This window comes from Leptospira licerasiae serovar Varillal str. VAR 010 (assembly GCF_000244755.1).
In the GTDB taxonomy this organism is placed as follows: domain Bacteria; phylum Spirochaetota; class Leptospiria; order Leptospirales; family Leptospiraceae; genus Leptospira_B; species Leptospira_B licerasiae.
The window spans coordinates 183,161-209,570 of record NZ_AHOO02000013.1 but is presented as its reverse complement, the minus strand read 5'-3'; the positions used below and the strand labels follow the sequence as shown (position 1 = coordinate 209,570).

Below are 26,410 nucleotides of genomic sequence, written 5' to 3'. Positions count from 1 at the left end.
TTATGCCCCAACATGGACCGGATTTTCATACTCTACCAAATTCTTCCATCCAAGGCCTAACTCCCCTCCAGTCCCATGTGTTCGAGACAAAATTCGGAGGGGTTTCCGATCCTTCTAAAATACTTTCCCAAAATATTTCGGATCTTCCTTCTCCGTTTTTATTACCGGACATGGATGAATCTATCCGCATTCTTCAATCGGCTGTTAAAGAAAACAGATCCATCTTGCTCTACGGAGATAGGGACAGCGACGGAGTCTGTTCCACAAGCTTACTTGCCAATTTTTTAAAAGGAATACATCCAGGAAAACTTAACGTAAAAACTTCTAGCGAAGAAGATTACGGACTATGCGAACCTGCAATGAAATATGTAAGGGAAGTGAGGCCGGACATACTAGTTACCCTGGACTTCGGAACAAGTAACAGTCAAGAAATAGAGGAATTAAACAAAGAAGGGATACAAGTAGTGGTATTGGACCACCATGAGATCCCGGAAAGGATACCTTCTTCTTGTAAATTGATCTCTCCCAAAAGAGGAGATTCTCTTTATCCGACGGAAAAGATCTGCACTTCCGTTATTTCATGGAAGCTGATCACCGCTTGGCTTTACACTACATTAGAACATTATAATTCATTAGTTTGGATCAGAGATGGAGAAACGTTCTTCAGCGGCGCCCTCGTAAAAAATGGGATCAAACTTTTTCAAGGAGATAGATCCGAGGCCGAAAAACGTTTTTCCGGGAATTTTGTAGATTGGCCTAGAACCTCCAAAACCCAGTATCCAGAAAGAGAAGTTTTCTATTCTCAAATCCATTCTTCTCCTGCGGTATGGGAACAGGTCCTGAAAAATCTGGACCTTGCTTCCATCGGCACGATCACAGACATGATGCCTCTTGTAGGAGAAAATAGGATCATCGTAAAAGAAGGTTGTTCCACACTTCAAAAGATCAAAACGGGAGAATTTTCACATCGTCCCGGTTTGGAAAAACTTTTATCCCAATTAGACCTAGATAAAAAAAAGGTGCTCTCCAGAGATTTAGGCTGGAGCATAGGTCCTGCATTAAACGCCGCAGGTAGAATGCAAAAGACGGAAGCAGCGCTCGGACTTCTTCTTTCCAACTCGGATAAGGAAGCGGAAACACTCGCAACCGACCTTCTCAAACTAAACGAAGAAAGAAGAGAAAGAACTAAAAGAAATTTATTCCGGGTAGAAGGTTTCCTAAAAAGAAAAAGGGAAAGAACGGAAAGACCGATCCTTTTCTGCTACGAACCTGATTTCGAACCTGGCGTTTCCGGGATCGTTGCCACAAAATTAGTGGAACAATACAAAAGGCCCGTCGTATTCATAGCGCCCGACCATGGACATGCTAAAGGAAGTGTTAGAGCATACGGACGAGAGAATGTTCTAAACCTTCTCAAAAAAGCGGAGAATATTTTTCATCAATTCGGCGGCCACAAAGAAGCAGGAGGATTTTCTCTTTCTATAGATCAGATTCCTAGGCTTGCAGAAATTCTTTTCCAAGAAGCAGGAAGTTGGTTGGAATCGGAAAAAGTTTCGGGCCTACAAGAAGAGACCAGAAGTTTGGTGAGTCTGCGTCCCCAAGAGTTAAGAGAAAATTTATACACTGAGCTTGGATTATTCGAACCGTTCGGAATGGAAAATCCGACTCCGCTACTTTCCGTGAAAGGTGCAAGGATACTATCTTACCGTCCTTTATCCAACGGTAAACATGCAAGATTCAAAATTTTATCTTCTTCCGAATCCATCCAAGCAATCATATGGAATAAGGCGGAAGAATTCTCCCGAGTATTAAGAGAAAAAGGTGAGTTAGATCTTTGGGGTTGTTTAGAAGAGAACACTTTCAGAGGCAAAACAAACCTTCAGTTCGTGATCCAATCCTTTGAATAGTTACTAATCTTCCGATTCGGAAAAGTCAGATTCTTCGGAACTCGATTCGGATTGCTGTTTTGAGCTTTCTCCGTTTTGACGTCCGCCTTTTCTGTTACGATCTTTAAATCGACCACCGTCTTTTTCTTTACGGTTTCGATTCGGGCGTCCGCCCTGCCCCTGTCCGCCTTCCTTTCTTCCTACGCCACCGATACTGTTCGGTAGAACGGGTCTTTTGCGAAGAGAGATTTCCCAGAAGAATGCAGACTGCAGAGCTTTATCATTATTGTCCGCAATCGCATTGATCTTAAAGACGTAAAATGCATCATAGAAGAAGTCTTTCTTACGGAAAAAGTTATTCTGAGAGGCCTTGTCGTCCTCAATATGAGTGAATCTTTCTTGAGAAGCAAATACCTTGATCAGTCTTTCCTTATCTTTTTTAGGAGTTCCTAATCTCTGGAAAATAGGCTCTAAAGCTTGTTTTAAGGAAGCAACCAAGTGCCCCCCACTCTTCTTAGTTAAGGATTCTTCTGCAAGATCGGAAAATAAAAGTGCATAAAAAATCTGAGGAGTAAGTTCCTCTCTTTCAGAAAGAAGTTTGTCCGCAATCGCCAAACGTTTTCCGACTCTAGTCTCCAGAAACTTGTCCCCAAAATCCGGATTTTTACGGCGTTCTCTTTCGAAAGCTTCTTTAAACAGAACTTCTAAAAGAGAATTTTGAGCCATCCCTTGGAAAATAAGAGAAGTTCTCCAGGTGCGGAAAATTTTATTATATTCTTCCAACATACGGGAAGAAGAAGCTTTTTCCAACTCGTGGACATTCTTCTTAATGGACCTGGAAGTTCCTTTGTCTATCTTGAGACCTAGTAAAACTGCAAACTTTACTGCACGCAACATTCTGACAGGATCTTCCCTGAAAGAAATATCCGGATTGCCGATCACTCGGAGTTGTCTGCCTTGGATGTCCTCGTATCCGCCCACATAATCCACGATGGAATCGTTGCGGATATCATAGTATAACGCGTTGATTGTGAAGTCTCTTCTGGCGGCATCTTCTTGCGGAGTTCCGAATTTGTTGTCCCGTTTGATCAGATAATCCTGATCTTCTACAGGTTTTCCAAAGCGATGTTCCGGAAGAGAACGAAAAGTGCTGACCTCGATCACCTTTCCCTTGAAGAGAATATGAACGATCTTAAATCTGCGACCGATGATCCGACAGTTATTAAAGATTTTCTTAATTTGATTCGGAGTCGCGTTGGTAACTACGTCGAAATCTTTAGGCTTGCGCCCTAAAAGAAGATCTCGTACACCTCCGCCCACAATATAGGCTTTGTATCCGAATTTGTGGAGACGATGGATGATCTTTACCGCATCCTCGTCGATCATAGTCTTGCGAACCGGATGCGAATCCCGATAAAACCTCCGTCCCTCCGGATAAATAAGAATGTCGTCGACGGATCCTATTTTTTTCTTGAAGAGATTGGACAGAAATTTCATATGATGGGATAGTTAAGTCCTATAATCCCCGTCGGACCCCTACCTGCAAGTAAAAATCTATGAACAATGAGGCAAAGTTCGAAGACCGCCCCAGAGCCGCAGAAAGGCTGAAGATCAAATATCTTCGCTTTCGTTCTTCCTGGCTAAAAATCAAAGAAAAAGGGTCTCGCAAAATTTCTTTCTTACTCGTGCCTCACGATCACGAAGCAGTTCTGAATGTTGAGCTGAGCGTTTTTATGGCGGCGTTCTTAGGAGCGCTTTCGGTCCTACTTTTTCTACTCGCGAGCGCATTCGTGGTCTACATGAACTTCTTTTTTGTACCGAATCGGGAGTTGATCCGGGAAACTGACAATAATGTGGGCCTATTTCTTTATTATAACTCTCTTCTCAAAGACGCTAAGAAAGAAATTTCCGGATTAGAAAAGAAGACGGAACAATTAAACTTAGTCGCGTGGGAAGAAGTTCCTTGGAAAAGGATTCTTACCTTCGATTATGTACCCGAATTCAGTTTAAAGAAGAATGTTCCCGAATCATCGACTAACATGGATCTATACTCCGACACTGTCGAAGGTTTCGCGGAAAGAAATATAGAATTATATAAGATCAAACATGCCTTCCAAAACGCATTCGATTACTTGGAAGAAAGAGAGTCCATTCTATACGCGATGCCAAGAGGAAGACCTTTGAAACCTGGAGTAGGATTTGTTACTTCCACTTTTGGAGGAAGGGTGGACCCATTCGGTCTAGTAGAGATGGGAGAATTTCATTCCGGTATCGACTTTGCCGCGGGTGAAGGAACTCCAATATACGCGACAGCTCCGGGTGTGATAGAAGATAATGGACAATCTGCGGGGGGACTTGGAAAAAGTATCCGTATAAATCATCTGAATGGATTTTATACGGTCTATGGTCACTGCTCTGTAGTCTTAGTAGAAAAAGGACAGGTTGTTACCAGAGGCCAACATATAGGCAATGTAGGCTCCACAGGAAAAGCAACAGGACCTCACGTACATTATGAGGTCCATATAGGTTACGATCCTCCTATGGACCCGGCAGAATTCGTAAATATGGAATAAATTTTAATCTCCCCGAAACTTTCCCGATTCGGGGAACGAATATTAGGGAAAAAAGATCCAACAGAAGGAACCATGTATAAAGTCATAGATATTCCCGGACTAGTACCATTCGTCCAGAAATACATCAGCAGCGGTTGGGAAGGAATTTCCACATTCAGTATTTTAGTAGTGATCGCCTTTTTGGCGGCTTCTTATTTTTTACCTAAGGAATTAGAAAGAAAACATTTAGATCCATCCCATGCGGATTGGCTTTTGATCTTAGGGGTTTTCGGAACGTTCGTAGGCGCTAAGGTATTTTTTATCTTTGAAATCTGGGACCAAATATTCGTAGATACACCGGGTTTTGACGGAAAATATCTTTACCCACTCACCCACTTAGATGGATTTCCTGGTCGCCCAGGACTTTGGTCCAGTTTATTCTCCGGAAGCGGTTTGGTATTTTACGGAGGATTCCTTTTTGGGATCTTATTCATCAGCTTATATATGATCCAAAACAAATTGGACGTGAAATCTTATTTGGATGCGGCAGTTCCAAGTATGGCATTGGGTTATGCAATCGGTAGATTAGGATGTTTTGTTTCAGGAGACGGTTGTTACGGATTTGCAACTCATGCGGACATTCCGCTTTTAACATTCACTTATTGGCCGACGAGCGCAGTCCCAAGTGGAGTTCCTGTGTGGAATACTCCGGTCATGGAATCCGCTATATCATTTCTATTCTTCATTTACTTTCAGAAATGGGCAAGATTCCAGAACTTCAAAAGATTTAGTTTGGGAGCTCAGTATCTAGTATTGCACGGACTTGCAAGATTAGGAATAGAGTTCTTGAGAGTAAACAAGGCAGTGATCCCTTTCTTCGAACCTCCGGTACAATCAAATATTCCCGGGGCTAGCGGAGAAACAACCACCTTCTTGAACGGCTACTACTGGCATGGATTCTCTCAATCCCAATACGTATCCATTGCGATCATATTGGTCGGAATATACTTCTTAGTAAAATGGAAACTCTGGGAGAAGGAACCGGTCCCAGCTTGAGAGACACAGAGTTATAAGGGGCGCATTTTTTCACGCAGAGTCGCAAAGACGCAGAGAGTTAACAAGATAGGTTTGTTGGAGTTCCAACACAGTCTTTGGTGCTCAGCTATATAACCTTGTAGGAGTTCCTACAAGGTTATAACCAAGAATCCTTCGCGTGATAAAAACTCGCCGGCTTTGCGCCTCTGCGTGGGATAAAAAACCCTGCGACTCTTACCGTGCCTCACTCCCCTGAGGCGTGGATATTCTCTCCTCGGATCGTTCGGATCATATCCGCAGTATTCAAATAATTCGTAGTTTTAAAAAGAACCTTTCCGTCAGGAGAGAAGATCACGAAGAATGGAAGACCTATCTTAAGTTCGGGAAATCTTGGATCATTCTCATATATTAGAAAATCCTTATCGTCGTCTCTGATCTTAAGGAGGACCGTTTTACCCAGCGCTTGGTTTAAATTCGTATCGGATAAGGTCAGATCTTCGAAAGCTTTGCAGTTAGAACACCAATCCGCATAAAAATCCGCGAATACTAAACGATCTTCAGTTCGAGCAGTCTCGAATGCAGTGTCGGAAATTCTATGCCATTCAAGATTTCCATGCTCTTCTACTACGTCCTTCTTGATCCCGCCGGGAGCAGTTCCCCAACCCGCAAGCCGAATCAGGATCGCACTAGAACAAATCAATCCGGTAAGAAGTAATGCTCTCTTCATTCTTTCCGTGCGAAGAAGAGATGTCGGTTGGTAAAAATAAGCAGTGATCAAAACCGCGAGAGCGGCAGCTAAGATGCCAAAACTCAGTTCAAATGGAATGGACCATAACTGCATTGCTTTATTGTAATAAGACCAGGCAAAGTAAAAGACCACAAATCCTAAAACGATCTGTATCCATCTGGTCCATCTTCCACCACGAGGAAGAGAAAGTCCGAACACTCCTAAAAATAAAAACGGCAATCCTAAACCAAGTCCGAACAACGCCATCTTGAAAGCGGAAACCGCCAGGGAATAAGCACTGATACTTTGGACTCCGGCTGTCACTTGGATCAAAATCGCGACTACAATCGGCCCGACGCAAGGAGAAGAAAGGAAACCTGCTCCCATTCCCAAAAGGAAAGTCCCTTTCCAACCTTGGCAACCTTTCCATTCTTTTACGGGAAAAATCGGTAGATGCAAAATCCCTAATGAAGCAAGTCCCAATAAGAAGATAATTACGGCTAAAAATAAATTGGTTCCCGGATACCTAAGAACTGTATTGAACGCACCACCTGAAATTCCCGCCACGAGTCCGAAACAAAAATACATCGATGCCAACCCGGCGTAATACACCAGAGGATGGAACATTTTGTTCGCGGCAGTCTCTCCTCTTGCCTGGATAATTCCTACAGTGATCGGATACAAAGGATAAACGCAGGGAAGAAGGCTTGCACAAAGCCCTCCCAAAACTAAAAAGATCGCAGAGTTAAATCCAAATTCTGGACCGGAAATCCCGGTCTCCAACCATCTATTGAGAGAAGAAATCCAAGACTCGGAGACTACCTGGGATTCGGCTTGTAACGAGCCAGTTAAAAAAAAGAAGAATATTAGAAGTGCGGCTCTTAGGCCAAACATTGAGGAGAGAAGGATCCGAATTTTCTTCATGAGATGGACGATTAGACCCAAATAGGATTTCTCTTTCTCCTAAGATTCATTATCGGCTCCATAACTTCGAAACCAAGTTGCGATTTCTAAAAGTATGGTCAATCCTGAATTCCCGGATCGGTGACACTCCTAGATTTGGTCCGTACATGTTTGGACGACGCGGAAAGGGGGAAAGTAGAGAAAAAGCCCGATCCTTTTCTAAAAAAAGACCGGGCCTGGGCCTGGAGATTATCTCAAATGGCAAACTGAAGAGTAAGCGAGAAATAGGTGCTATTTCTATCCAGATTGAATTGTTTTTGGTTTTTGATCGCATCTCCCGCGTAAAGAACGGTCGCTCCCACCCAAATCGAGAAGTAATCATTGATCTTCTTGATATAAATCAGATCATATTCCAACAAAAGTCTGTGTCCAGGTTGCCAATTTTTCAGGAAAGGATTGTTAGCATAGTTTTCCGTACTTCCTGTAACAGTCTTGTTCGCGAGGAAATCTCCGTTCGAATCGTATCCAGTCGATCCTGTAACTGCGTTCCTGTTACCGTCGTACCAAGCGTCTTGGACTTTATCTTTTCGAATATCGTAAACTGCGAAAATGAATCTACCCCAAGTATCATCATAATATTGGATATGGACGGAAGAAGTCCTTACGTTTGCCCAAAAGGCAGCGTTTGCAATACCGTTCCCAGAATCGAAATAAGGGAATCCACCCGATCTTGTAGCAAACAATGGGTCCCAAGTTGCGGATTTTCCGTCGGTTCTATTTGGATCACCGGAAGCTCTCGCGAATTGAACTCCCACACGGAAACCTTTATAATTGTAACCTGTTTGCGCCAAGAAAAAGGAAGCATCATGCTGGACTGTTTCCTTGTAGGCAGCATGTTTGTTCGTCCCACTTCCAATGGTAGTATTCAGAGTATCCCAAGAAGCGTCGATCGTCTGTCCGGTACTTCCTGTCTGGGCGGCATATTCAACTCCCCAGTCCCAAGATTTTCCTGCAGGAAGACTTCTGCCCGAAGCAGTTCTGTTACTTAAACGAATACCCGTAGTGAAAAGATTATCTCTACCGTTCGTTCTTTCATTCGGATCCACAAGAGCGCCCGTTGCGGTAGTAGTATTGTATTTTTTGATAACGCCGATCTCATATAGATCCACCACTAATTCTTCGGATGGTTTCCAAGTATTGTATAAGAATGCGAGATAAGTATCGTTAAGCGCCTTTGCTCCACCGACCTTCTGGCTGTTAGCAGTTACGAATCCGTTCGGACCGTTACTTTCTTCTGCAAGAACAGTATAACCTGCATGAGTTGACCAAGTTTTGGTATCGAATGCAACTCTTACCCCGTCGAAAGAGTTACCGATCTGGCTATCATTACGAGCACCAATGATCCTGGAATCTCCATAAGAGAAAACCTGACGACCTAAATACAATTTTGTATAAGGAAGAAAATCCTTCCAGATCATATAAGCTTCTCGGATATCCGTATTATTTTTTACCGGGATCGTACTTCCGGGAGCATATGCAGTCCCGATAGAGTTCGTAAAAGAAGTAGGACCGTATCCAGTCCCGCTCGGGTCTTTGTACTGTCCATACAGACGAGTATCTTGGATGGTCAATTTTACCGCAAAGGATTCGTTGATATCCAAAAGAGTCCAGAACTGGCTGTTTTGAGTAACGTAGTTTTTAGAGTCGCTTGTAGATTTATCAAAATCTTGGTTATTAAAATTTTCGAATCTAGGACGGATCTGTATACCGAAACGAAGGTTGTCTGTGATCCAAAGATTGGGATTTTTTCTAACCGTATCTTGGTGTTCCGGAGTTAAGAGTAAAGTGCCGAGTAATTCCCCATCTAATTTACCTTTCCAAGGACTTTTGTACGGAGCGGCAGGAACTTTTTCTTTATCCTTCTCCTTATCTTTGTCCTTAGCATCCGCATTTGTAGCAGGAGCTTGGGGAGAAGGAGCGGAAACTTTCTCTTCTGTAGGCGCAGGTTGTTTGACTTGTGTATTCTCCGCCTGAGTAACCGTTTCTTGTTTAGGCGGCTCAACACCTTGGGCCCAAAGGGATCCCAAGCCCAGAAATCCGAAAGAGAGAAGGAGTCGGACTGGTAAGAATGTATATTTTTTGTTCCGACTCGGTCGGCTCATAATTGTATTTTTTAACATATGGGGAGTCCCTTATTTTGGATTAAAATCCAATATAGCGGATATAAATTAGAGTTTAACAGATTTTGTAAACAATTTATTTGATATTTTCTTAGATTTTTCGACCCAAGGTCGCTTTTTTAAATAAAAACACCCTATTTAGCCTGACAGATCGGCATCCCCTCTGCTAAAGTAGAATTTTCCGAAACTTCTTTTCCATCCAGGATTACACGGAAAGACCGATAGAATAAGATAGAATGTTTCGAAAGACAAAATATATAGCCAGAGCTATCATACTAGTCTTTCTGGTGCTCTCTCCTACATTACAAAAATTGAATCCTATTCCTGTTTCCATCAGCACGGAACCGGACCTGGATTATAATTACGAATACGAAAAAAATGGCGTATATACCAAGTTTTCCGACTGGGTTCCTTATAAACTACATAAATGGGAACCTAAGTTTTTAGAAGACTATTATGAGATGTATGGGCTTAAACTTCATTATAAAGAGAACGAACTCAGAAGGAATATATTCTTCTTAAAAGCAGGATTACAAAAAAGGTTCCGCCATCCGAGGAATGCTCTTTGCCGGGTAACGAATGAAGAGGAATATCATAAATATAGACTTCTGATCTTCATGCATATGAACCTGCAGATCATGAGATCGTATATGAGGATCGCTTCTCAATTCGATAAAAGGCATTTATATTTTTATAATTTAGATTTCGCTCACGAACTAAAACAGTCCTTCGAGGTGGCGGACTCATTCTACAAAGAAGCTATTCCTTACTGGGAAGCTTCCAGAAAATACGCGGACCAGGCTTCCGAGATCGATTACGATCTGGATCTAGGTACCATGGAAACGGAAAGATACGAGATTATCACTGGCAAACTGGACTTTGGGCAGATCATCTCAGATCATAGAGAAAGGCTGACTAAAAAAAGAGAAACTGTGGGCGCGTATCTTGCAAAATATCCGGAAGCGGATAAACCGAACTTAGATCAGATCCCATAAAAAAACCCCGAGAAATTCTCGGGGTTTTTAAATCCATACTGTATCTTACGATTAGCAAGAATAAGTAGTAAGGAACTCGAATGGGTGAGGACGTCCTTCCCAAGGCCAAATTTCGGTTTCGAATTTGTAAGCTTTGTAGGTTTGGATGAACTCTTCTGTAAATACGTTTCCTTTTTTGAAAATTTCTTTACCAGCCAACATATGCTCAACCGCTTCTCTAAGAGTGTGTGGCATTTGTTGGATTCCCTTCTCGCGGATCTCATCCAGAGAAAGTTCGAATAAGTCTTCTTCCCGAGGTGGTCCCGGATCGATCTTATTCTGGATACCGTCGATTCCTGCCATAAGCAATGCAGCAAATGCAAGATAAGGGTTCGCGGAAGAATCTGGGAAGCGGAACTCAACACGTTTCGCTTTTTCGCCGCTTACGAACGGAATTCTCGCACAAGCGGAACGGTTCTGAGCGGAGTAAGCTAAGATCGCAGGAGCTTCGAATCCTGGAAGAAGTCTCTTATAAGAGTTAGTGGATGCGTTAGTGAAAGCAGCTACGGTCTTTCCGTGCTTCAATACACCACCGGTATAGTTTAGAGCAAGCTCGCTCAAACCTTGGTATCCGTTTCCTGCAAATAGGTTTTTGCCGTCTTTCCAAATGGATTGGTGGCAGTGCATACCGTTACCGTTGTCTCCGTAAAGAGGTTTAGGCATGAAGGTTGCGGTTTTTCCCCATTTATGGGCAACGTTCTTAACAACATATTTCAGTTTTTGAACGTTATCTGCTGCTTCAATAAGAGTTCCGAATTTAACTCCGATCTCTCCTTGAGCCTGAGCAACCTCGTGGTGAACCACGAAAGTTTCCATTCCAATCTTGTGAAGTGTCTTAACGATATCTGCACGAAGATCTACTTGAGAATCCACAGGAGCTACCGGGAAGTAACCACCTTTGGTTCCGGGACGGTGTCCAGTATTGATGGAACCAGGCATATCGGTGTGAGAGTTCCAAATACCTTCGGAAGAATCTAATTCATAATACTGAATATTGATCGCGTCTCTTACTTTTAAGCCGTCGAAAAGGAAGAATTCGTTCTCCGGTCCGAAATATACGGTGTCACCGATCCCGGAATCTTTCAGGTATTTCACCGCATTTTTAGCGATGGAACGAGGGCATTTTTCGTAAGCTTGGTTCTTATAAATGTCCCATACATCACAGAATACTACAAGAGTAGGATCTGCAGTGAACGGATCCAAAAAGATGGAACTCGCGTCAGGGATCAACTGCATGTCCGATTTGTGGATCGGCTGCCAAGCAGGGATGGAAGAACCGTCGAAAGGAAGTCCTTTAAGAGTAGTTTCGTCTACGGAATCTACGTGGTAAGAAACGTGGTGCCAAGCTCCTTTAATGTCCGTAAAACGGAAATCGTAGAAAAGAACCTTGTTCGCTTTTGCGAAAGCGATCACTTCTGCGGCATTTTTCGCCATTGATACTTATCTCCTATATGTTTGTACTAAGGGTCTCTAATTCGCACGCGAAAAGCGTGTCCTGCTTATGTTATGCAAGAGATGTGCCAAATCCTAATACCCATCCTGCAAGTATCTTCCCTTCTTTCAAAAAAAGAAGAGGCCCCTTGAAAAGCAGTCCATGCTCAGGCTAAAAATCCTTGAACCTGAGGCAATCAGTAAAAAACTCCGATTGAATGGATTCGATAGAATTTTCACCCCCAAGGTTTTGGATCTATCGGCCCTTTGCCTTGCGCTAGTTTGGTACACTACGCTCAAAATATAATCATGGGAGAAACCATGCAGACCCTTGCCAAATGGCCTAGTCCATCCGAACTTTCTTTTTCAGACGGGAGAGATGCCCAGATCGGAATTCCAGACTCCATAGAATATTTTCAATCCGTGTTGGCATGGGCAAAGGAGAATGGAGCAGAAGAATTCTATTTAGTTCCCTTGGAAGATTGGATACCTTCTTCTCAAATTCTCTCTACCCTTCCTTCCTATCCTGTCCGCGCGCAAACAGAGATTCCGGATCAGATTACCTTCTCTTATTTGCTCCCTCCTGTATTATTCGGGAATAAACTATGTTTCTGGACTTCGGATGGAAATAGTTTAACGGACTCTTATATTCGTGTTTTAGGAAAGATCGAAAGATCCGAAGAACAGCTTAGTAAAATATTCGAAACAAATATCCATTCGATCCCGGAGATTATTTGGAAAGAAGAAGAGAAACATTCAACGTCTCTACTTCTAGAAAGAAAATTATGGGGAAAAAAAGAGAACGGAAAAAGATATTCTTCTTCCTTCTCCTTTGCAAAGGCGTTTTTCGTAGGATCTTTGACGGATATTAAAGAGATCTATGAATACGAATTAGTCTACGGATCTTCTTCCGAGTTAGAGGCCGCGATCCAAAAGTTCTTATACAAAAGAGCCGATTCTAAATACTCCTCCCTTTTGTCCGCATTGGGGAAAATTGAATCTGAGAATGGATTCGTTTTCAGACCCAAAATCTATTTTTCCTTCGGACTACAACTTTTGATACTCGCATGCGTTCTTGCAGAAGCTTACGAAGAATTAGTTTCCCGTTGGATACAAGAAAGACCCCAACACAAAGACGCTTTGCACAAACTAGAAGAATGGACTGCAAAAGAATTTCATCCGAAAGCAGAAGCCGGAATGGAAGCGATCTTTGAAGAAAGGGTCGTCCATTTATTGGATAAATATTCTGACCGAACTGATAGATTCTTGCTCAAAAGATTAGAAAAAGAATATTCTCATTCTCAAAAAGACTTACTAGAACATTTCCAACTTCGGAAGAAGGAGATTGAAGAAAAGCTGATCCCCGACCTTCTCTCTCAAGTAGAATCCCATTCTAAACTTTCCTTCCCGGAAGAATTAAAAACGGAGTGGGAAAATTTAGGAAAAACATTACAGGTCCGTCTTGAAAATCTTCTCTTAGAAAGAAAAAATTTACCAAATCCGGAACAGAAAGGGAATGGAAAAACGCCTGAAAGCTGGAACATTCTAATCGGACAAGGGTCTGATTAGAGAATATAGGGCCAGTTTGTCCTAGGAAAGGTTTCGAATCACCCGGAGAGAAATCTTTGACAAGGCCGGTATTTCAAAAAAAATGACCGGTAAATACCTTTGATAGGTATTTCCTAGGAATAACGGCGACGTAGCTCAGCTGGTTAGAGCAACGGAATCATAATCCGCAGGTCCGGGGTTCGAATCCCTGCGTCGCTAGGTCCTTTGGAGAAAACACACCCATGAAAAAAACAATCCTCGCAACCCTAATCTTGCTAGCTACGGTTTTCACCGGATTCTCCTCCGTTTCCGCTCAAAGCCAAGCATGCAACCAGATCTGTGATTTTTACACAAACTGCGTAGAAGGGCAAAAAAAGCTTAGTGCTGCAGATAGACAAAAAGTGGGAGCAGGGTGTTTAAACACCTGCCGCAAAAATTATTCAGCGGTTACTTCTTGTTACGAAACTCATTCAGGTCAATGTACTGCTTTTAATAGCTGCTTGATGGAAAGTTATAAAGGTAAAAAATAATCCTTATACTCCTCCGAACCTTAGATTACGGATATTTATGGTCCTAATCTTCAAGAGCCTGGACTTTCGGGACGGGCTCCTAACTCATTCGATCGGGTACTTGGAAAAATGCCCGGTCGAAATCCTTAAAGACAGGATCCAGTCCCTTCTTCCTTAACATCTCGGTAAATTCTTCGATCTTTCTAGTATCTTCGATCTCGAATTGTTTTAATTCTTCTCCGCCCGAGTATCCACCTGGATCTGTCCTGGATTCCACTGACATATGAGTAATAGGCATTCCTGCTAAATGGTTTCTCATTCGTGTGGATTCTCTTGTGGACTGAACAAGCCCGCTATCCGGCAAAAAAAGACGAAGCGCAAATAAGAACCGGACATACTCTCTGTCCGACACAAAGATCGTCTTATCAAACTCTCCTTCTGCAGGTCTCATACGAGGAAGAGAGACTTGTATAGTAGTTCTCCAATATTTTTTAGAAAGATAATGTGCATGTTCTCCTAAGCGGAACATTTCTCCGTAAGGATCGGAAAGTCCAAGGAGTGCGCCTATTCCGATTCGCCTAAATCCAGCAAGACCTCCTCTGTCGGGAGCATCTAACCTGTATCTCATATTCTTTTTCATTCCACGAAGATGATATTTGGAGTACGTCTCCGGATCATAGGTTTCTTGGTAAACCGCCAGACCTTCCACTCCCTCTCCAATCAATACTTCGTATTTTTCCCGGTCCATCGGATAAATTTCGATAGAGATAGAATCGAAATAGGACTTTAAGATACGGACCGCAAATCTCAAATATTCCAAATTTGTGATGGAATAATCTTCTCCGGTCAATATGAGAACGTGTCGTATTCCTTTGGAATAAAGGATTTTAGACTCAGCATGTATCTCGGACTCGTTCAAAGTTTTTCTGGGGATCTTATTTTCAAAACTGAATCCACAATAAACGCAGGAAGACCTACATTCGTTGGAGAGATACATCGGCATATAAAGAGAAATCGTATTTCCAAACCTTTTTTTGGTCCAATTTAAAGAGTAATTAGCCATTTCTTCCAGATAAGGGTCAGCGACCGGGCTTAATAAAGAGAGATACTCTTCGAAATGTAGCGGTTTTCCGAAATGGGAAGAATGGAGTGCAGACTCTATATCTAATTTAGATTTAGATAATACTCTTTCCTTCGCTTCTGAGAAGGAGATTTTATCAAATAACTCCGTGTACATTTCTGGATTCTTCTTCTAAAAATCCCGTCAACGGGCTGGAGGCTGCCGCTTTTTTGGATGTGGAAATTCCGGAATTGGAATATAACCTGGAGAGCCTACCCGCTTCCGTGGCAAGTTTGAATGCATAAGCGGTTTTTGCGGGATCTTTAGCGATCGCGATTGCAGTATTGACTAAGACCGCATCCGCTCCCAGCTCCATTGCTTGCGCGGCATGAGACGGTAATCCGAGCCCTGCATCCACTACGACCGGCACATTAGATTGTTCTATAATAATTTCTAAGTTTGCCAAGGTGCGGATCCCTTGGTTAGTCCCGATCGGAGAACCTAAGGGCATGACTGTGGCACAACCTGCTTCTTCTAAATGTTTACAAAGGATCGGATCTGCATTGATATAAGGTAGAACGTTAAATCCTTCTTTTACTAGGATCTCGGCCGCCTTTAAGGTCTCAATCGGGTCAGGTAAAAGGTAAACTGGATCAGGAGTAACTTCTAGTTTTACCCAATTTCCTCCACCCAGTTCCCTGGACAATCTTGCGAGGCGGACTGCTTCTTCTGCATCTCTTGCGCCGCTTGTATTAGGTAAAAGCAATATTCTTTCCCTGTCAATTCTCGTAAGAATATCGTCTTCTTGCGAAGACAGATCCACTCTGCGTAGAGCTACAGTCACCACTTCCGTCCCGGAAGATCGAATCGCCTGCTCCAAAGAGGCCCCTGAAGAAAACTTGCCTGTCCCTAAAAACAGCCTGGATTTGAACCTTCTGCCTGCGATGATTAGATCGTCTGATTCCGCCACAATTCCAGATTATACTGCTTCGGTCGCTCTTCCAGCAAAATCTCTAGCTTCGTCCAGTCTCAAGCTGATAATTTTGGATATTCCAGGCTCTTCGTTCGTAACCCCAAAAATGGAATTCGCCCTGTGTATCGTAGACTGAGCATGAGTGATCACTACAAACTGGGACTTATCCTTGAACTTGTCTAAGATCTGGCAGAAACGAAGTTTATTCGCTTCGTCTAAGGCAGCATCTATCTCATCCAAGAAACAGAATGGAGAAGGTTTTACCATATAGATTGCAAATAGCAACGCGATTGCAGTGAGGGATTTCTCTCCTCCGGAAAGAAGTCTCAGATTTTGGACATGTTTGCCGGGAGGTTCCGCCATGATCTCGATACCTGCGTTTAAGCTATCCTCTCCATCCACGAGTTCGAGCATAGCTCTTCCCCCGTTGAACAATGTGGAGAATGTTTCTTGGAAATTTTCTCTGATCCTTTCGAATGTTTCTCTGAAAAGTTTTTCGGACTCTTCGTTGATGTTTTTCAAGATCTCAGTGATATCGTTTTTAGATCTTTCGATATCTTCTTTTTGAGTGCGGTGATGTTCGTAGATCTCTTTTACGTTTCTATATTCTTCGATAGAAAGTGGGTTAATCGAACCTAACATCTGGATATCAGACTTCAAACGTTTGAGCTTGGTCTCGCTCTCCCCTTTTTCAGGTTTCTTGTCCTTAAATTCGTCCGCAAGTTCCTGCTCGGAAATGGAGTAATCATTATATAATTCTTCGGAAAAAGATTCCAATTGGACCTTATAAACGGAGACCGCCTTTTCCTTTTCAGTTAAAATAGGGAATAGGTTCTTGTAATCTTCTTGGTTTTTCTGGATCTCGTTTTTAAGACCTTGGATCTCTTTTACGATATTTCGAAGAGCTTCTTTTTCGGAATCTAAAGCGCGGCTCATTTCCAAAAATTCGTTATATCTGTTCTCGATCTGTTGTTCCAGTTCGATCACTTCTTTTTCGAATTCGGTCTTTTTAGCGCCTAAAGTTTTGATGGATTCTTGGGCAGCCAAAATCCTTTTTTGGGTCTCTTCTATCCTTTCGGAAAGGGACTTTGCGGATTCTAATTTAGAGTTCTTTTCGGAATTTAATTCTAAGATCCGTTTTTCTAAATAAACGATCTTTTCGCGGATATTCTCCGCTTCTTCTCGGAGAGACTCGATTGTTAATCCGGATTCTTTGATCGATCTGGTCAGATTTTCGTTTTCCAAGATCAAATCTTCTATCTCTTGGTCTAATCCTTCTTTCTGGGATAAAAATCCGTCTCTATCGAATAATAAACTGCGGATGCTGTCTTCTAAGGAGAAATATTCTCCCAACTGAGACCTGAACTTTTCCGTTTCCAGCTTTCCTGCAAGATAAGTGATCTTGTTTTTAGTCTCTTCTCCTGCATATGAATCCAATGCGCTTTTGAGTTCTGTTTCCACGGAATGGATACGATCCGCTTCTCCAAGTAAGAGTTCCTTGAGACGGTTTCTTTCCTCTTCAGTGGATTGGGCTTCTTTTTTGCGGGACTCTAATTGGGAGATCAGATCAAAGATGACTTCTTTTAGTCTTTCTCTCAGATCTACATGCCGTTTGTCATTGGACTGGATCCTGGTTTCCTTCTCTTGGATGGAAGTATTTTCGGCTTCAATCTTAGCTTCGATCTCGGTTTTGTTCTTACGAAGATCTTCGATCCCTAATTCTAGAGATTTACTTTCTCCTTCTAGATCGATCGCTTCTTTTTCCAGTTTTTCTTTCTCGATCTGTAGAATGCTTTGAGCGGATTCTTCCTTAGTTAAGGACTCTCTAATATCGGAAATACGATCCGAATAATCTAGAATGATACCTTTGTTGCTCTCGACTTTATCTTTTTGGATCTGGGTTTGGGTGAGATGGTCCAAAAGTTTTTTGTCAATCTCTGCGACCTTCTTTTCCAGATCGGATTTATGATGATCCAACTCTTCGATCCGACCTGTTTCCACGGATATTCTTTCGAGTAAGACCTGGTTCTTTTCTTTAATTTCTTTTAATTCGTTTTCGGAGGTTTCGAATTTTCTGGTGAGAGTAGAGAACTTGACATAACGAATGATCTTATCCGTTTCGTCCAACTCTTGTTTGAGTTTAAAATATTCCTCCGCCTTCTCCGCTTGTTTTTCCTTAACTTCCATTTCCTTCTTCATGGTATTCATGATGTCTTGGATACGAAGAAGGTTCTGGTTGGTGTCGGAAAGTTTTTTGAGAGCCTCTTGCCTTTCCATCTTGAATCTGGAAATACCTGCTGCCTCTTCGAAGATCAGTCTTCTTTCTTCCGGTTTGGAATGGAGGATCCGATCCACCTTTCCCTGTTCCATAATGGAATAACTGGATTTTCCGATACCCGTATCGAGTAAGATCTTTTCGATCTCCTTTCGTTGTACGCGAGAATCGTTTATTAGATATTCGTTATTTCCATCCGCGTATAATCTGCGGGTCAATTTGATGGTTGGATAATCCATCTTGATCAGTTTGGAAGAATTATCGAAAACTACGCTGACTTCCGCAAAGCCGGCAGGCTTACGAGCCTCCGAACCGTGAAAGATGACATCGTCCATCTTATCACCGCGAAGACCCTTGGCGGATTTTTCGCCGAAGACCCATTTTAAAGCGTCGACTATATTCGATTTTCCGGAACCGTTAGGTCCTACAACTGCGGTAAATCCCGGATCGAGAAGAACTTCTGTCTCGTCCGCAAAGGTCTTGAATCCAACAATATTCAGGCTTTTGAGATACATATGTATTTTTGTGTTTCTTTGGGAAATTGATTGCAAGTGACCAGAATCGGGCGGACTCTGGAATGCTTAGGAGTATTATGTCTCACGATCTCCCGGAAAAAACAAGAGAAATATTCGGGAAAAAACCCTATCTCAGCCTGTATTTCCAAAATCCTCCTACAGAAATGTTGGAGTTCCGACTGGAAGCGGCCAAAAACCTAAATGAGTTCTTTCTTTCTAAAAAAGGAAGAGCATTGGCAAGTTCGGTATCTCCTTTTACCCAAGCAAAACGCCAAGTGGATTCCGTCTCAATACAATCCACGGATCTGGTCGCAATCTTAGGGCTCGGAAATCCACATTTAATCCGAGAAGTTGAATCTAAGTTAGAACCGGGACAAATTTTATTACTCATAGACAAAGACAGAGATCTACTTTTTCCATTATGGGAAGAATGGTTAGAACCGGTGATGGAAGTCCCTGGAAGACATTTGTTCTTGGGAGAAAATTCTCTCTCTCTTCTTTGGAATTATTTAGAATCGCTTCCTGTAGAAAGAGTTTCAGGCATCAGAATACTTAGGAACGCAGCGAGTGTTTCTTTGGAAGAAATGTTCTACGCGGAAACGGATATAAGACTTCGAAAAATCCTATCCTCGAAGATGAGCGATCTTCTGACTAAATTCGAATTCGAAAGGATTTGGGTGAGAAATTCTCTCGTAAACACCGCAAACTTTCTATCGACTCCGAGTCCTAGGACCAAAATAGAATCCTTAAAGGAAAAATTCAACGGAACACCTTCCCTACTCGTATCCGCAGGACCGAACTTACGAAGACAATGTGAATGGATCAAAAGTATACGAGATAAGGTTTTTGTAATGTCTTGCGATACTTCTCTAAAGGTGCTTCTCAAATACGGGATCATACCTGACGGCGTAATGACATTAGATGCACAAACGCATTCCGTATTCCATTTTTTGGGAGAAGATACGACCGAAATCCCGTTATTTGCGGACCTTGTTAGCTCCCCTCCTATATTAAGAAATTTGAAATTTAAGTCGGTGGTCCACAGTATCACAGCAAAATATTTAGTGGATGCCTCCGGAGAATTAAAAAGAGAAGCAACCGCAGGAAGTTCCAGCGCAGAATCTTTGCTTGGCCCCATCGGAGACGTTCAATCCGGAGGAAGTGTCGCTACAACCGCTTTCGATCTACTCAGAAGTCTTGGATGTAAACCATGCTTCTTAGTAGGCCAAGACCTGGCTTATTCGGGTAGAGAGATCCATTCTACCGGAACTCATCATAACGAAAAATGGCTTACCTTACTTACTAGAAAAACCAGTTTAGAAAAAATCAATGAAGCAGTGGTCCGAAAAAGAGATACACGTTACGTTCCCTCCGTCCAAGGCGGAGAAGTTTTAACAGATTATGTTTTGGACTTATACAGACATTGGTTTGAAGAATCTTCCAAATCCTTGGACTTTCCCGTCTATAATGTGAACACACAAGGCGCAAAAATAGAGAACGCTGAAAATATAGGACCGGAAGAAGCAAGCCTGATACTAAACGAATTCCAAAACCACCAATACTTCTGGCATAAATTTCCCGCATGGAAACCGGAGTTAATCCAGGAGACATTGGTAGGTTCTCCTGCAATTTTTAAAAAAGAATTATTAGAAACAATCGATACGATCAAAAACGAATTTTCCAAACAGGAAACAAAAGACAAAGCCTACACTGACCTGCTTTCTCTTTTTAGAAACAAATTGGGCAAATGGGAAGATCTGAGATATTTGATCCGAAAAACGGAAGTGTATATTCTTCGCCATAAAGATAAACTGGACGAGCCACGTAAGAGAGAACTATTCTTGGGTGCGATCCTGAAAGAGTTTACCGGTTTAAGAAGAAAGTTACTCGCTGGAGACTAAAAGTTATGGAAATCCCAGGCAAAGAATTCTACAACAGACTCGATATTGATTCCGTTCTATCTGCGGTAGAAGACGCAGGATTTTCAGTTTCCGGACATTGCCTCGCTTTAAATAGTTTAGAGAATAGGGTTTACGATGTCGGCTTAGAAGAAGGCGGAAGGCTAGTAGTAAAATTTTATCGGCCAGGGCGCTGGACACTTGATCAGATATTAGAAGAACATTCTTTTCTAAAGGAGTTAGAAGAAGGAGAGATACCGGTGGTAGCTCCCCTACCTTTGGAAAACGGCATCACTGTCAGAGAAACAAAAGGAATTTATTATACGATCTGGCCTCTCCAAAAAGGAAGACTGGTAGAAGAACTAGGCGAACAAAATTTAGTCCAAACGGGAAGATTACTCGCCAGAATCCATAATATTGGCGCCTCTAAACCGGCAAAATATAGGATACATTATAATCTGAAAAATTTCGGAGAGGAGCCCTTACGTTTTTTGAAAGAGAAGGAGTTCCTACCCACTCATCTCCGGAAAAGATACGAAGACGCTGCTAACCGGATTTTTAACTCTTTCTCCGAAACTTCCAAGGACATGCCGTTCCATCGTATCCACGGGGACTGCCATAAAGGAAATTTGATACAAACTACGGATGGACTCTGCTTTATAGATTTCGACGATTTTGTGACCGGACCGGCAGTCCAAGATTTTTGGATGCTTCTACCTTTTGGCGACTCTGCTTCCGAATACGAAAGGGAGATATTTTTGGCTGGCTACAGAGAGTTCAGGGAATTCCGCGCTTCTTGGTTCGATCTGGTGGAACCTTTGCGCGGCTTACGTTATATTCATTATTCTGCATGGATTGCAAAACGTTGGGAAGATCCCTCTTTTCCGAATGCGTTTCCTCATTTCGGAACGGAAGAATACTGGGAAAGAGAAACCCAGGACCTGGAACGACTTGGTTCGGACCTTCCTTTTTCTTCCGAACCGGATGGAAGGAACTCCTTTCAAAAAATAGAGGAGCCAGAGCTTACCAATAAGGACTTTTTCTGGGATATGGAGGATTAGCCAGGCCTTCGAATCTGGCAATCTCCCCTCCTTCCTCACTTCGTCGAAGATACTACAAGATTCAGAACCAGTCGATTTCGTCAGAATTCATATTTTGAGATTGACTCTCAAACCTAAAATTAGAGATTTGTCACAGTATTGTCAGGAGAAGCCCCATGAGCCTAGCCCAAGCATTAAGAGACGGAACCTCTGAATCTCATACCATTGCGGAAAACAACGCATTCATTCGCTGCTTTATGAAAGGAGTATTAGAACCCAAAAGTTACGCCAAACATTTGGAATCTTTTTATTTCGTGTATGCCGCAATGGAGGAAGAGTTGGAAAATAAAAAAGACCATCCAATCGTAGGAAAGATCAGATTCCCGGAATTATATAGAAAAGGGATGATCGAAAAAGACCTGGGACATTTTTTCCAACCGGGACATTCTCCAAAAGCCACCCCTGCAACCGAAGCATACGTAAAACATATTAGAGAAACTGCAAATACTTCTCCGGAGTTATTAGTAGCACATAGTTATGTTCGCTATTTAGGAGATCTTTCAGGCGGACAGATCCTAAAAAGAGTAGCCGCAAAAGCTTTAGGGATAGAAGGAACATCAGGTCTGGACTTTTACGAGTTCCCTGAAATTTCCAGTCCAAAAGATTTTAAGGATAAATATAGAAACACCTTAGATTCTCTTTCTCTCTCCGACTCTGAAAAAGAAAAAATAGTACACGAGGCAAACGAAGTCTTTAAACTGAACGGAAAAATTTTCGATGAGCTGGAAGAAACTTTGATCTCTTCCATAGGCAAGGCCAAATTCGAAGAAGTTTTAGCAAGTCCTGCGAGGCACTGATTTTTGTTAAAAGTATCTGCCAAAAAAGAATCCTCTTCCTTGGGGGCGGATTCTTTTCCCTGGATCACATTATCCTTCGTTTTTTTAGCAATGCTTCCGGTCACGATGATTGTGCCGGTATATAAAGAAATTGTAAAAGATAGATTGGGTGGGACCGGTTATGGAGTAGCTTGGTTCCAAAGTTCTGCGATGCTTGGTTCTTTTATATTTTCCCCTTTAGCAGGATGGCTATCGGATAAATTAGGGACCAGAAAAAAAATAATCGGAACTTTTGCTATATTGGATGCGCTCTTATTAGTTCTTCTCCCTTTTATGCCGAATATCTCTTCTCTTTTTGTTTTGAGATTTTTGGAGGGAGGAGCGCATATTTTTGTGATCGGTCTTCTTCTCACTTGTATTTCAGATAAGGAGAAGGACCAAACATCCAGTTTTTATAATAAAGGAATTTTATTCGGATTAGCCGGAACACTGCTCACTTTAGGTGGGGGTGTAGGCCAATCCCTTGGATTTTTAGGGAATAAAAATCCTATTCTTCCATTCTTCGTGGGTGGTCTCTTTCTTTTTATTTTGGGAATTTTATCTTTTTTCCTTTTGGAAGAAGGTAATCTAAAAAAACTAGAATGGGAGGGATGGCAAAAAACCAGAACGGCATTGTCACTTTCTCCTTTGTTACTCGTTCCGATCGCTTTTCATTTTGTAGATCGATTTACTGTAGGTTATTTCCTGAGTTCCTTAAATTTACACTTGAGAGAAGATCTTGAATTTTCTCCGGGCCAGGTAGGCGGACTTTTTGGAGTCATGTTCCTTCTGATGAGCGTCTTATCCCTGCCTGCTGCACTTCTATCCAAAAGATGGAATTCCATTTCCTTAGTTTGGATCGGTTCTTTCATATATGGAATTGCACAAGCTAGCACCGGGTTCTTGAATACTTCTTCCGGATTATATTTATCCATGATCGCATGTGGAATTGGAGCCGGGATTATGTACGTCCCTGCAATGAGACTTGCTTCCTCTCTCGCACCAAGCGGTTTTAATGCTGTGGTTATGACCGTATTTACCGGTCTCGGTTCATTAGGATTTCTTTTAGGCCCCTTAGTCTCTATCTCCGTTCAAGAGTCATTTAGTAATATATATGATAGGACTTCCGGTCTGGAATTTACGGGAATACTGTTCGGAGCTCTAGAAGTCTTATTGGTATTAGGCACTCTTCCCCTATTATCTAAAATTTTAGAAAAAGAAAAAAGACTAGATTAATACAACAAATCAGTTGTATTAATTTGTTTGAGGATTAGTGCAGAATCCGCAAAAGAAAAAACGTCTCGCGAAATTTTAGAAAATTCTTTCTACGATTTAAAGAAATTGGAAGAATATGAGACACTCGCATAAATTTGCGAATGGCGAAATTGATTTTAAACTATATTAAACTAATTTAATAATATTAACGTATTTCTCTCCAAAACAACTATGGTTAGGGATTTCTATTTGCTATAGCGACAAAGACATCCGATATAACGAACAATGATCCTCCAAGTCCAGAAAGCGGAAATCATACCGTACTTCCAACCTATCCTATCCGTTGAAGACGGTCAAATTTTCGCGCATGAGGTTTTGGCGCGTAAAAAAACGGAGGATGGAGTCGTTTCTGCGGGATATCTTTTCTCTTCTGAAGCCGGTCTAACCGATTCTGAATTGGGAGAATTGGAAGAAAATATTTGGAGAAAAGCATTAGAAAAGCTTAAAGTTCACCAGGACCAGTCCAAACTATTTCTAAATATTTCTCCCAATCGGCTTTACAGGGAATTGGAGAATGAACGGATTGATTCTTTTCGATTATTGCGTCTAACTAGGGAATACGGAATAGAACCGAATCGGATCATATTAGAAGTCACAGAAGAAGAATTTTCCGGAAGTTTGGATTCATTAAGGATCGCTGTCGACCTTCTCCGAGCATATGGATTCAAGATCGCTTTGGACGATTTAGGATCGGAGGCTTCCGGTATCGAAAGAGTGGGACTTCTCCGACCTGATTTTTTAAAATTAGACCTCAGATTGATACGAGCATCTTCTCGCTCTCCGTCGGTAAGGAAAGTGTTAGAGCATATACGTGACCTTGCCTTCTCTTTAGGAGCTTCCGTTTTGTATGAAGGATTAGAGACCCAAGAAGAATTGTATTTTGCATTAGAAGGTGGAGCCAGATTCTTACAGGGCTTTTTACTTTTGAGACCAGGGGCTGAACTTTCCACGGGGAAAGAACCTTCTCTATCCATCAAAGAAATGGTGAAATTTTTCCACCAGAAAAAGATGGAAGCACTTAAACAGGAATTAAATTTTGAAAATAAGATACGATTAACTTTAGGAGAATTTCTAAATCCTTTTCCCGTATTAAAAATAGCTAATAGATATTTAATAGACGCTTATACTGTTTTTCAATCTTCCAAAGAGATCCATAGGGTGTATATTACGGATTCTAAAGGAACCCAATTATCTCCTTATTATATGAGGACTGGAGAAGATTCTTTTAGGGAAACAAGTCATGGGATCGGCAAAAATTGGTCATATCTCCCTTACTTTTATAGGCAGCTTAGAGATTCGATGAGAAAACCTGATGATTGGGGAATGAGCGAGCGTTACTTTGATAGCGACGCGGTCAAAGATCTGATCGTTTTTAGTAGAGAAGTGGAATCGGGGGCTTATGTATTTTTGGACGTGACCGCTCCTCGACCGTATTAAAAAACGGTTTTAATGAGCGATGTTGAAAATCAAATCCTACAAGATATTTATAGGGCGTCTTCCGAAGGAGGATTCCTTACTATGAGGGATTTGGAACTGAACACTTCCCTTACCGAATGGAAGTTGAGACCTCATTTAGAAGATTTGAAAGAAGCAAGTCTGATAGTGGAGCACCCGGAAGGTTTCCAGGTGGCTCCTAAAGGCAAACATTTTTATAAAAGTAATTGGGGTTAATTCGGAACTTCTAGTTCTTCTTCCACCGCTAAAACTTCCTCTTTTTTTCCCTGAGTTCTGTTCAATATGATCACCGAAGAGATTGCGAACAAACCGCCAAGTAATGTGCTCAATTTGGGCTCTTCTCCCAGAAAAATCCAACTCCCAAAAAGCGCAGTAACAGGAACTAAGAATATAAAGGAACTCGCCGTTCTGGATCCCAATCTACTGGACGCGTAAAAATATACCGTCGTCCCGAAAGTCGTAGATATTACGGAAAGATAAAGTAATTGGACCCAAAAATTCCAACCATTATCCAATACTCCGCTTAGATCGTATGGAAGTGCAAGAAATAGATCTAGAACTGTTCCTATGCTAAACACGTAGAAGCTGTATACCATAGGGGAAATTCTTTGTCCAGTGCTATGGCTGTTCATGCTTAGAATAGCCCAACTGAACGCGCAGAGTAAAAAGTAAACATTCCCTGACTGGAACAGTTGCGTCCAATCTCCTTCCCAAATTTTTAAGAGTAAGAAGCCGCCGGTTAGTCCGATGAACAAACCTATAAGTTCTTTTCCGGAAGGAAGTTTTTTTTGGAAAGTGTGGACTAAGATATAGGTAAAGATCGGATTCATTGTGGTTACTAATACCCCGCCTGCTCCCGCTAATCCTTGGCTAAGCCCTAATAGGAAGAATTGATTGTATATTGTGTATAAGACGGCGCCTATCGCTACCTGTAGTAATCCTTTTTTGTCAGGCAACGCGATGGATTCTTTCCTAACGATCAATATAGGAACTAAAGAAAGCGCCGTTGCTAAAAATCTCCAGAATACGATCACGATCGGCGGTTCCGTACCTACGATAGATTTTGCGGAAGGCCAAGCGAATCCCCAACTCACCATAGCGATCACGAGAAGGATAAAGAATTTTATAGATTGATTTTGGAACATCCCTAGTTCTGCCTCATTACCAGTGTTTTTGTTCTCTCCTTGAAGAGGAGTATAATAAAAAACCCGGCCTTAGTTGCCGGGTTTTCCTTTCGAC

The 26,410-nt window shown here is 42.0% G+C and carries 20 protein-coding genes and 1 tRNA gene; 13 read left to right on the top strand and 8 right to left on the bottom strand.

Annotated elements, in window-relative coordinates; genetic code table 11:
- The first annotated feature begins 2 nt into the window (after positions 1-2).
- Positions 3-1,907: a single-stranded-DNA-specific exonuclease RecJ gene (gene recJ, locus LEP1GSC185_RS16840; protein ID WP_008592614.1), complete on the top strand. Its 1,905-nt coding sequence runs from the start codon at positions 3-5 to the stop codon at positions 1,905-1,907.
- 3 nt (positions 1,908-1,910) lie between these two features.
- Here the strand turns inward: recJ and pcnB are convergent, their stop codons facing one another.
- The gene (gene pcnB / locus LEP1GSC185_RS16835) at positions 1,911-3,383 is read right to left on the bottom strand and encodes a polynucleotide adenylyltransferase PcnB (RefSeq protein ID WP_010515394.1); all 1,473 of its coding nucleotides are present in this window, start codon (positions 3,381-3,383) and stop codon (positions 1,911-1,913) included.
- A 59-nt stretch (positions 3,384-3,442) separates the two neighbouring features.
- Here pcnB and LEP1GSC185_RS16830 point away from each other — a divergent pair, with 59 nt between their 5' ends.
- Positions 3,443-4,459 carry a M23 family metallopeptidase gene (locus tag LEP1GSC185_RS16830; RefSeq protein WP_008592954.1) on the top strand — a complete coding sequence of 339 codons (1,017 nt, stop codon included), beginning with the start codon at positions 3,443-3,445 and terminating at the stop codon, positions 4,457-4,459.
- A 72-nt stretch (positions 4,460-4,531) separates the two neighbouring features.
- A complete protein-coding gene (locus tag LEP1GSC185_RS16825; protein ID WP_008592786.1) occupies positions 4,532-5,494 on the top strand; it encodes a prolipoprotein diacylglyceryl transferase in 963 nt (320 codons plus the stop codon).
- Positions 5,495-5,717: 223 nt separating this feature from the next.
- Here the strand turns inward: LEP1GSC185_RS16825 and LEP1GSC185_RS16820 are convergent, their stop codons facing one another.
- The gene (locus LEP1GSC185_RS16820) at positions 5,718-7,124 is read right to left on the bottom strand and encodes a cytochrome c biogenesis protein CcdA (protein ID WP_008597269.1); all 1,407 of its coding nucleotides are present in this window, start codon (positions 7,122-7,124) and stop codon (positions 5,718-5,720) included.
- 233 nt (positions 7,125-7,357) lie between these two features.
- The gene (locus LEP1GSC185_RS16815) at positions 7,358-9,283 is read right to left on the bottom strand and encodes an alginate export family protein (RefSeq protein WP_008592547.1); all 1,926 of its coding nucleotides are present in this window, start codon (positions 9,281-9,283) and stop codon (positions 7,358-7,360) included.
- A 236-nt stretch (positions 9,284-9,519) separates the two neighbouring features.
- Between LEP1GSC185_RS16815 and LEP1GSC185_RS16810 the strand changes: the two genes are divergently transcribed.
- Positions 9,520-10,278, top strand: coding sequence for a hypothetical protein (locus tag LEP1GSC185_RS16810; RefSeq protein WP_008592494.1), 759 nt, complete (start codon positions 9,520-9,522; stop codon positions 10,276-10,278).
- A 51-nt stretch (positions 10,279-10,329) separates the two neighbouring features.
- On the opposite strand, the gene glnA is transcribed toward LEP1GSC185_RS16810, so the two are convergent.
- Positions 10,330-11,751 carry a type I glutamate--ammonia ligase gene (gene glnA, locus LEP1GSC185_RS16805; protein WP_008593017.1) on the bottom strand — a complete coding sequence of 474 codons (1,422 nt, stop codon included), beginning with the start codon at positions 11,749-11,751 and terminating at the stop codon, positions 10,330-10,332.
- Positions 11,752-12,069: 318 nt separating this feature from the next.
- Here glnA and LEP1GSC185_RS16800 point away from each other — a divergent pair, with 318 nt between their 5' ends.
- The 3 genes from LEP1GSC185_RS16800 to LEP1GSC185_RS16790 all read left to right on the top strand — a co-directional run bounded on the left by LEP1GSC185_RS16800 (position 12,070) and on the right by LEP1GSC185_RS16790 (position 13,826).
- Positions 12,070-13,317 (top strand): hypothetical protein, encoded by a 1,248-nt coding sequence (locus tag LEP1GSC185_RS16800; protein ID WP_008592251.1) that lies wholly within the window; start codon positions 12,070-12,072, stop codon positions 13,315-13,317.
- Positions 13,318-13,441: 124 nt separating this feature from the next.
- Positions 13,442-13,515, top strand: a tRNA-Met gene (locus LEP1GSC185_RS16795).
- A 23-nt stretch (positions 13,516-13,538) separates the two neighbouring features.
- Positions 13,539-13,826, top strand: a complete 288-nt coding sequence (locus tag LEP1GSC185_RS16790) for a Cys-rich protein (protein WP_008592573.1) — start codon at positions 13,539-13,541, stop codon at positions 13,824-13,826.
- Positions 13,827-13,905: 79 nt separating this feature from the next.
- Here LEP1GSC185_RS16790 and thiH read toward each other — a convergent pair whose 3' ends face one another.
- Genes thiH through LEP1GSC185_RS16775 form a run of 3 tightly spaced genes read right to left on the bottom strand, consistent with a single transcriptional unit; the run spans position 13,906 to position 18,628 of the window.
- A complete protein-coding gene (gene thiH / locus LEP1GSC185_RS16785) occupies positions 13,906-15,042 on the bottom strand; it encodes a 2-iminoacetate synthase ThiH (protein ID WP_008592820.1) in 1,137 nt (378 codons plus the stop codon).
- The gene (locus tag LEP1GSC185_RS16780) at positions 15,023-15,835 is read right to left on the bottom strand and encodes a thiazole synthase (RefSeq protein WP_008592845.1); all 813 of its coding nucleotides are present in this window, start codon (positions 15,833-15,835) and stop codon (positions 15,023-15,025) included. The genes thiH and LEP1GSC185_RS16780 overlap by 20 nt, the downstream gene beginning before the upstream one ends.
- Positions 15,836-15,844: 9 nt before the next feature.
- Positions 15,845-18,628: a chromosome segregation SMC family protein gene (locus LEP1GSC185_RS16775; protein ID WP_008592926.1), complete on the bottom strand. Its 2,784-nt coding sequence runs from the start codon at positions 18,626-18,628 to the stop codon at positions 15,845-15,847.
- Positions 18,629-18,705: 77 nt separating this feature from the next.
- Here LEP1GSC185_RS16775 and LEP1GSC185_RS16770 point away from each other — a divergent pair, with 77 nt between their 5' ends.
- The 6 genes from LEP1GSC185_RS16770 (at position 18,706) to LEP1GSC185_RS16745 (ending at position 25,387) form a co-directional block, all read left to right on the top strand.
- The gene (locus tag LEP1GSC185_RS16770; protein ID WP_008592778.1) at positions 18,706-20,529 is read left to right on the top strand and encodes a motility associated factor glycosyltransferase family protein; all 1,824 of its coding nucleotides are present in this window, start codon (positions 18,706-18,708) and stop codon (positions 20,527-20,529) included.
- A gap of 5 nt (positions 20,530-20,534) precedes the next feature.
- Entirely contained in the window at positions 20,535-21,587 is a 1,053-nt protein-coding gene (locus LEP1GSC185_RS16765) for a serine/threonine protein kinase (protein WP_008592443.1), read from the top strand.
- Positions 21,588-21,742: 155 nt separating this feature from the next.
- Positions 21,743-22,423, top strand: a complete 681-nt coding sequence (locus tag LEP1GSC185_RS16760; protein WP_008592530.1) for a biliverdin-producing heme oxygenase — start codon at positions 21,743-21,745, stop codon at positions 22,421-22,423.
- Between the two features lie 3 nt (positions 22,424-22,426).
- Positions 22,427-23,677, top strand: a complete 1,251-nt coding sequence (locus LEP1GSC185_RS16755) for an MFS transporter (RefSeq protein ID WP_008592130.1) — start codon at positions 22,427-22,429, stop codon at positions 23,675-23,677.
- 264 nt (positions 23,678-23,941) lie between these two features.
- Positions 23,942-25,153 carry an EAL domain-containing protein gene (locus tag LEP1GSC185_RS16750; protein WP_008592808.1) on the top strand — a complete coding sequence of 404 codons (1,212 nt, stop codon included), beginning with the start codon at positions 23,942-23,944 and terminating at the stop codon, positions 25,151-25,153.
- Positions 25,154-25,165: 12 nt separating this feature from the next.
- Positions 25,166-25,387: a hypothetical protein gene (locus LEP1GSC185_RS16745; RefSeq protein WP_010515377.1), complete on the top strand. Its 222-nt coding sequence runs from the start codon at positions 25,166-25,168 to the stop codon at positions 25,385-25,387.
- On the opposite strand, the gene LEP1GSC185_RS16740 is transcribed toward LEP1GSC185_RS16745, so the two are convergent.
- Positions 25,384-26,316 (bottom strand): DMT family transporter, encoded by a 933-nt coding sequence (locus LEP1GSC185_RS16740; protein WP_008592944.1) that lies wholly within the window; start codon positions 26,314-26,316, stop codon positions 25,384-25,386. The genes LEP1GSC185_RS16745 and LEP1GSC185_RS16740 overlap by 4 nt on opposite strands.
- Between the last annotated feature and the right edge of the window lie 94 nt (positions 26,317-26,410).

Excerpts from the sequence above, each read along its gene's own strand:
- LEP1GSC185_RS16810 (WP_008592494.1), top strand. The coding sequence starts at position 9,520 with ATGTTTCGAAAGACAAAATATATAGCCAGAGCTATCATACTAGTCTTT.
- thiH (WP_008592820.1), bottom strand. The coding sequence starts at position 15,042 with ATGTACACGGAGTTATTTGATAAAATCTCCTTCTCAGAAGCGAAGGAA.
- LEP1GSC185_RS16790 (WP_008592573.1), top strand. The coding sequence starts at position 13,539 with ATGAAAAAAACAATCCTCGCAACCCTAATCTTGCTAGCTACGGTTTTC.
- LEP1GSC185_RS16745 (WP_010515377.1), top strand. The coding sequence starts at position 25,166 with ATGAGCGATGTTGAAAATCAAATCCTACAAGATATTTATAGGGCGTCT.
- recJ (WP_008592614.1), top strand. The coding sequence starts at position 3 with ATGCCCCAACATGGACCGGATTTTCATACTCTACCAAATTCTTCCATC.
- LEP1GSC185_RS16750 (WP_008592808.1), top strand. The coding sequence starts at position 23,942 with ATGATCCTCCAAGTCCAGAAAGCGGAAATCATACCGTACTTCCAACCT.
- LEP1GSC185_RS16815 (WP_008592547.1), bottom strand. The coding sequence starts at position 9,283 with ATGTTAAAAAATACAATTATGAGCCGACCGAGTCGGAACAAAAAATAT.
- LEP1GSC185_RS16740 (WP_008592944.1), bottom strand. The coding sequence starts at position 26,316 with ATGTTCCAAAATCAATCTATAAAATTCTTTATCCTTCTCGTGATCGCT.
- pcnB (WP_010515394.1), bottom strand. The coding sequence starts at position 3,383 with ATGAAATTTCTGTCCAATCTCTTCAAGAAAAAAATAGGATCCGTCGAC.
- LEP1GSC185_RS16800 (WP_008592251.1), top strand. The coding sequence starts at position 12,070 with ATGCAGACCCTTGCCAAATGGCCTAGTCCATCCGAACTTTCTTTTTCA.
- LEP1GSC185_RS16825 (WP_008592786.1), top strand. The coding sequence starts at position 4,532 with ATGTATAAAGTCATAGATATTCCCGGACTAGTACCATTCGTCCAGAAA.
- LEP1GSC185_RS16830 (WP_008592954.1), top strand. The coding sequence starts at position 3,443 with ATGAACAATGAGGCAAAGTTCGAAGACCGCCCCAGAGCCGCAGAAAGG.
- LEP1GSC185_RS16765 (WP_008592443.1), top strand. The coding sequence starts at position 20,535 with ATGGAAATCCCAGGCAAAGAATTCTACAACAGACTCGATATTGATTCC.
- LEP1GSC185_RS16770 (WP_008592778.1), top strand. The coding sequence starts at position 18,706 with ATGTCTCACGATCTCCCGGAAAAAACAAGAGAAATATTCGGGAAAAAA.
- LEP1GSC185_RS16820 (WP_008597269.1), bottom strand. The coding sequence starts at position 7,124 with ATGAAGAAAATTCGGATCCTTCTCTCCTCAATGTTTGGCCTAAGAGCC.
- glnA (WP_008593017.1), bottom strand. The coding sequence starts at position 11,751 with ATGGCGAAAAATGCCGCAGAAGTGATCGCTTTCGCAAAAGCGAACAAG.
- LEP1GSC185_RS16775 (WP_008592926.1), bottom strand. The coding sequence starts at position 18,628 with ATGTATCTCAAAAGCCTGAATATTGTTGGATTCAAGACCTTTGCGGAC.
- LEP1GSC185_RS16760 (WP_008592530.1), top strand. The coding sequence starts at position 21,743 with ATGAGCCTAGCCCAAGCATTAAGAGACGGAACCTCTGAATCTCATACC.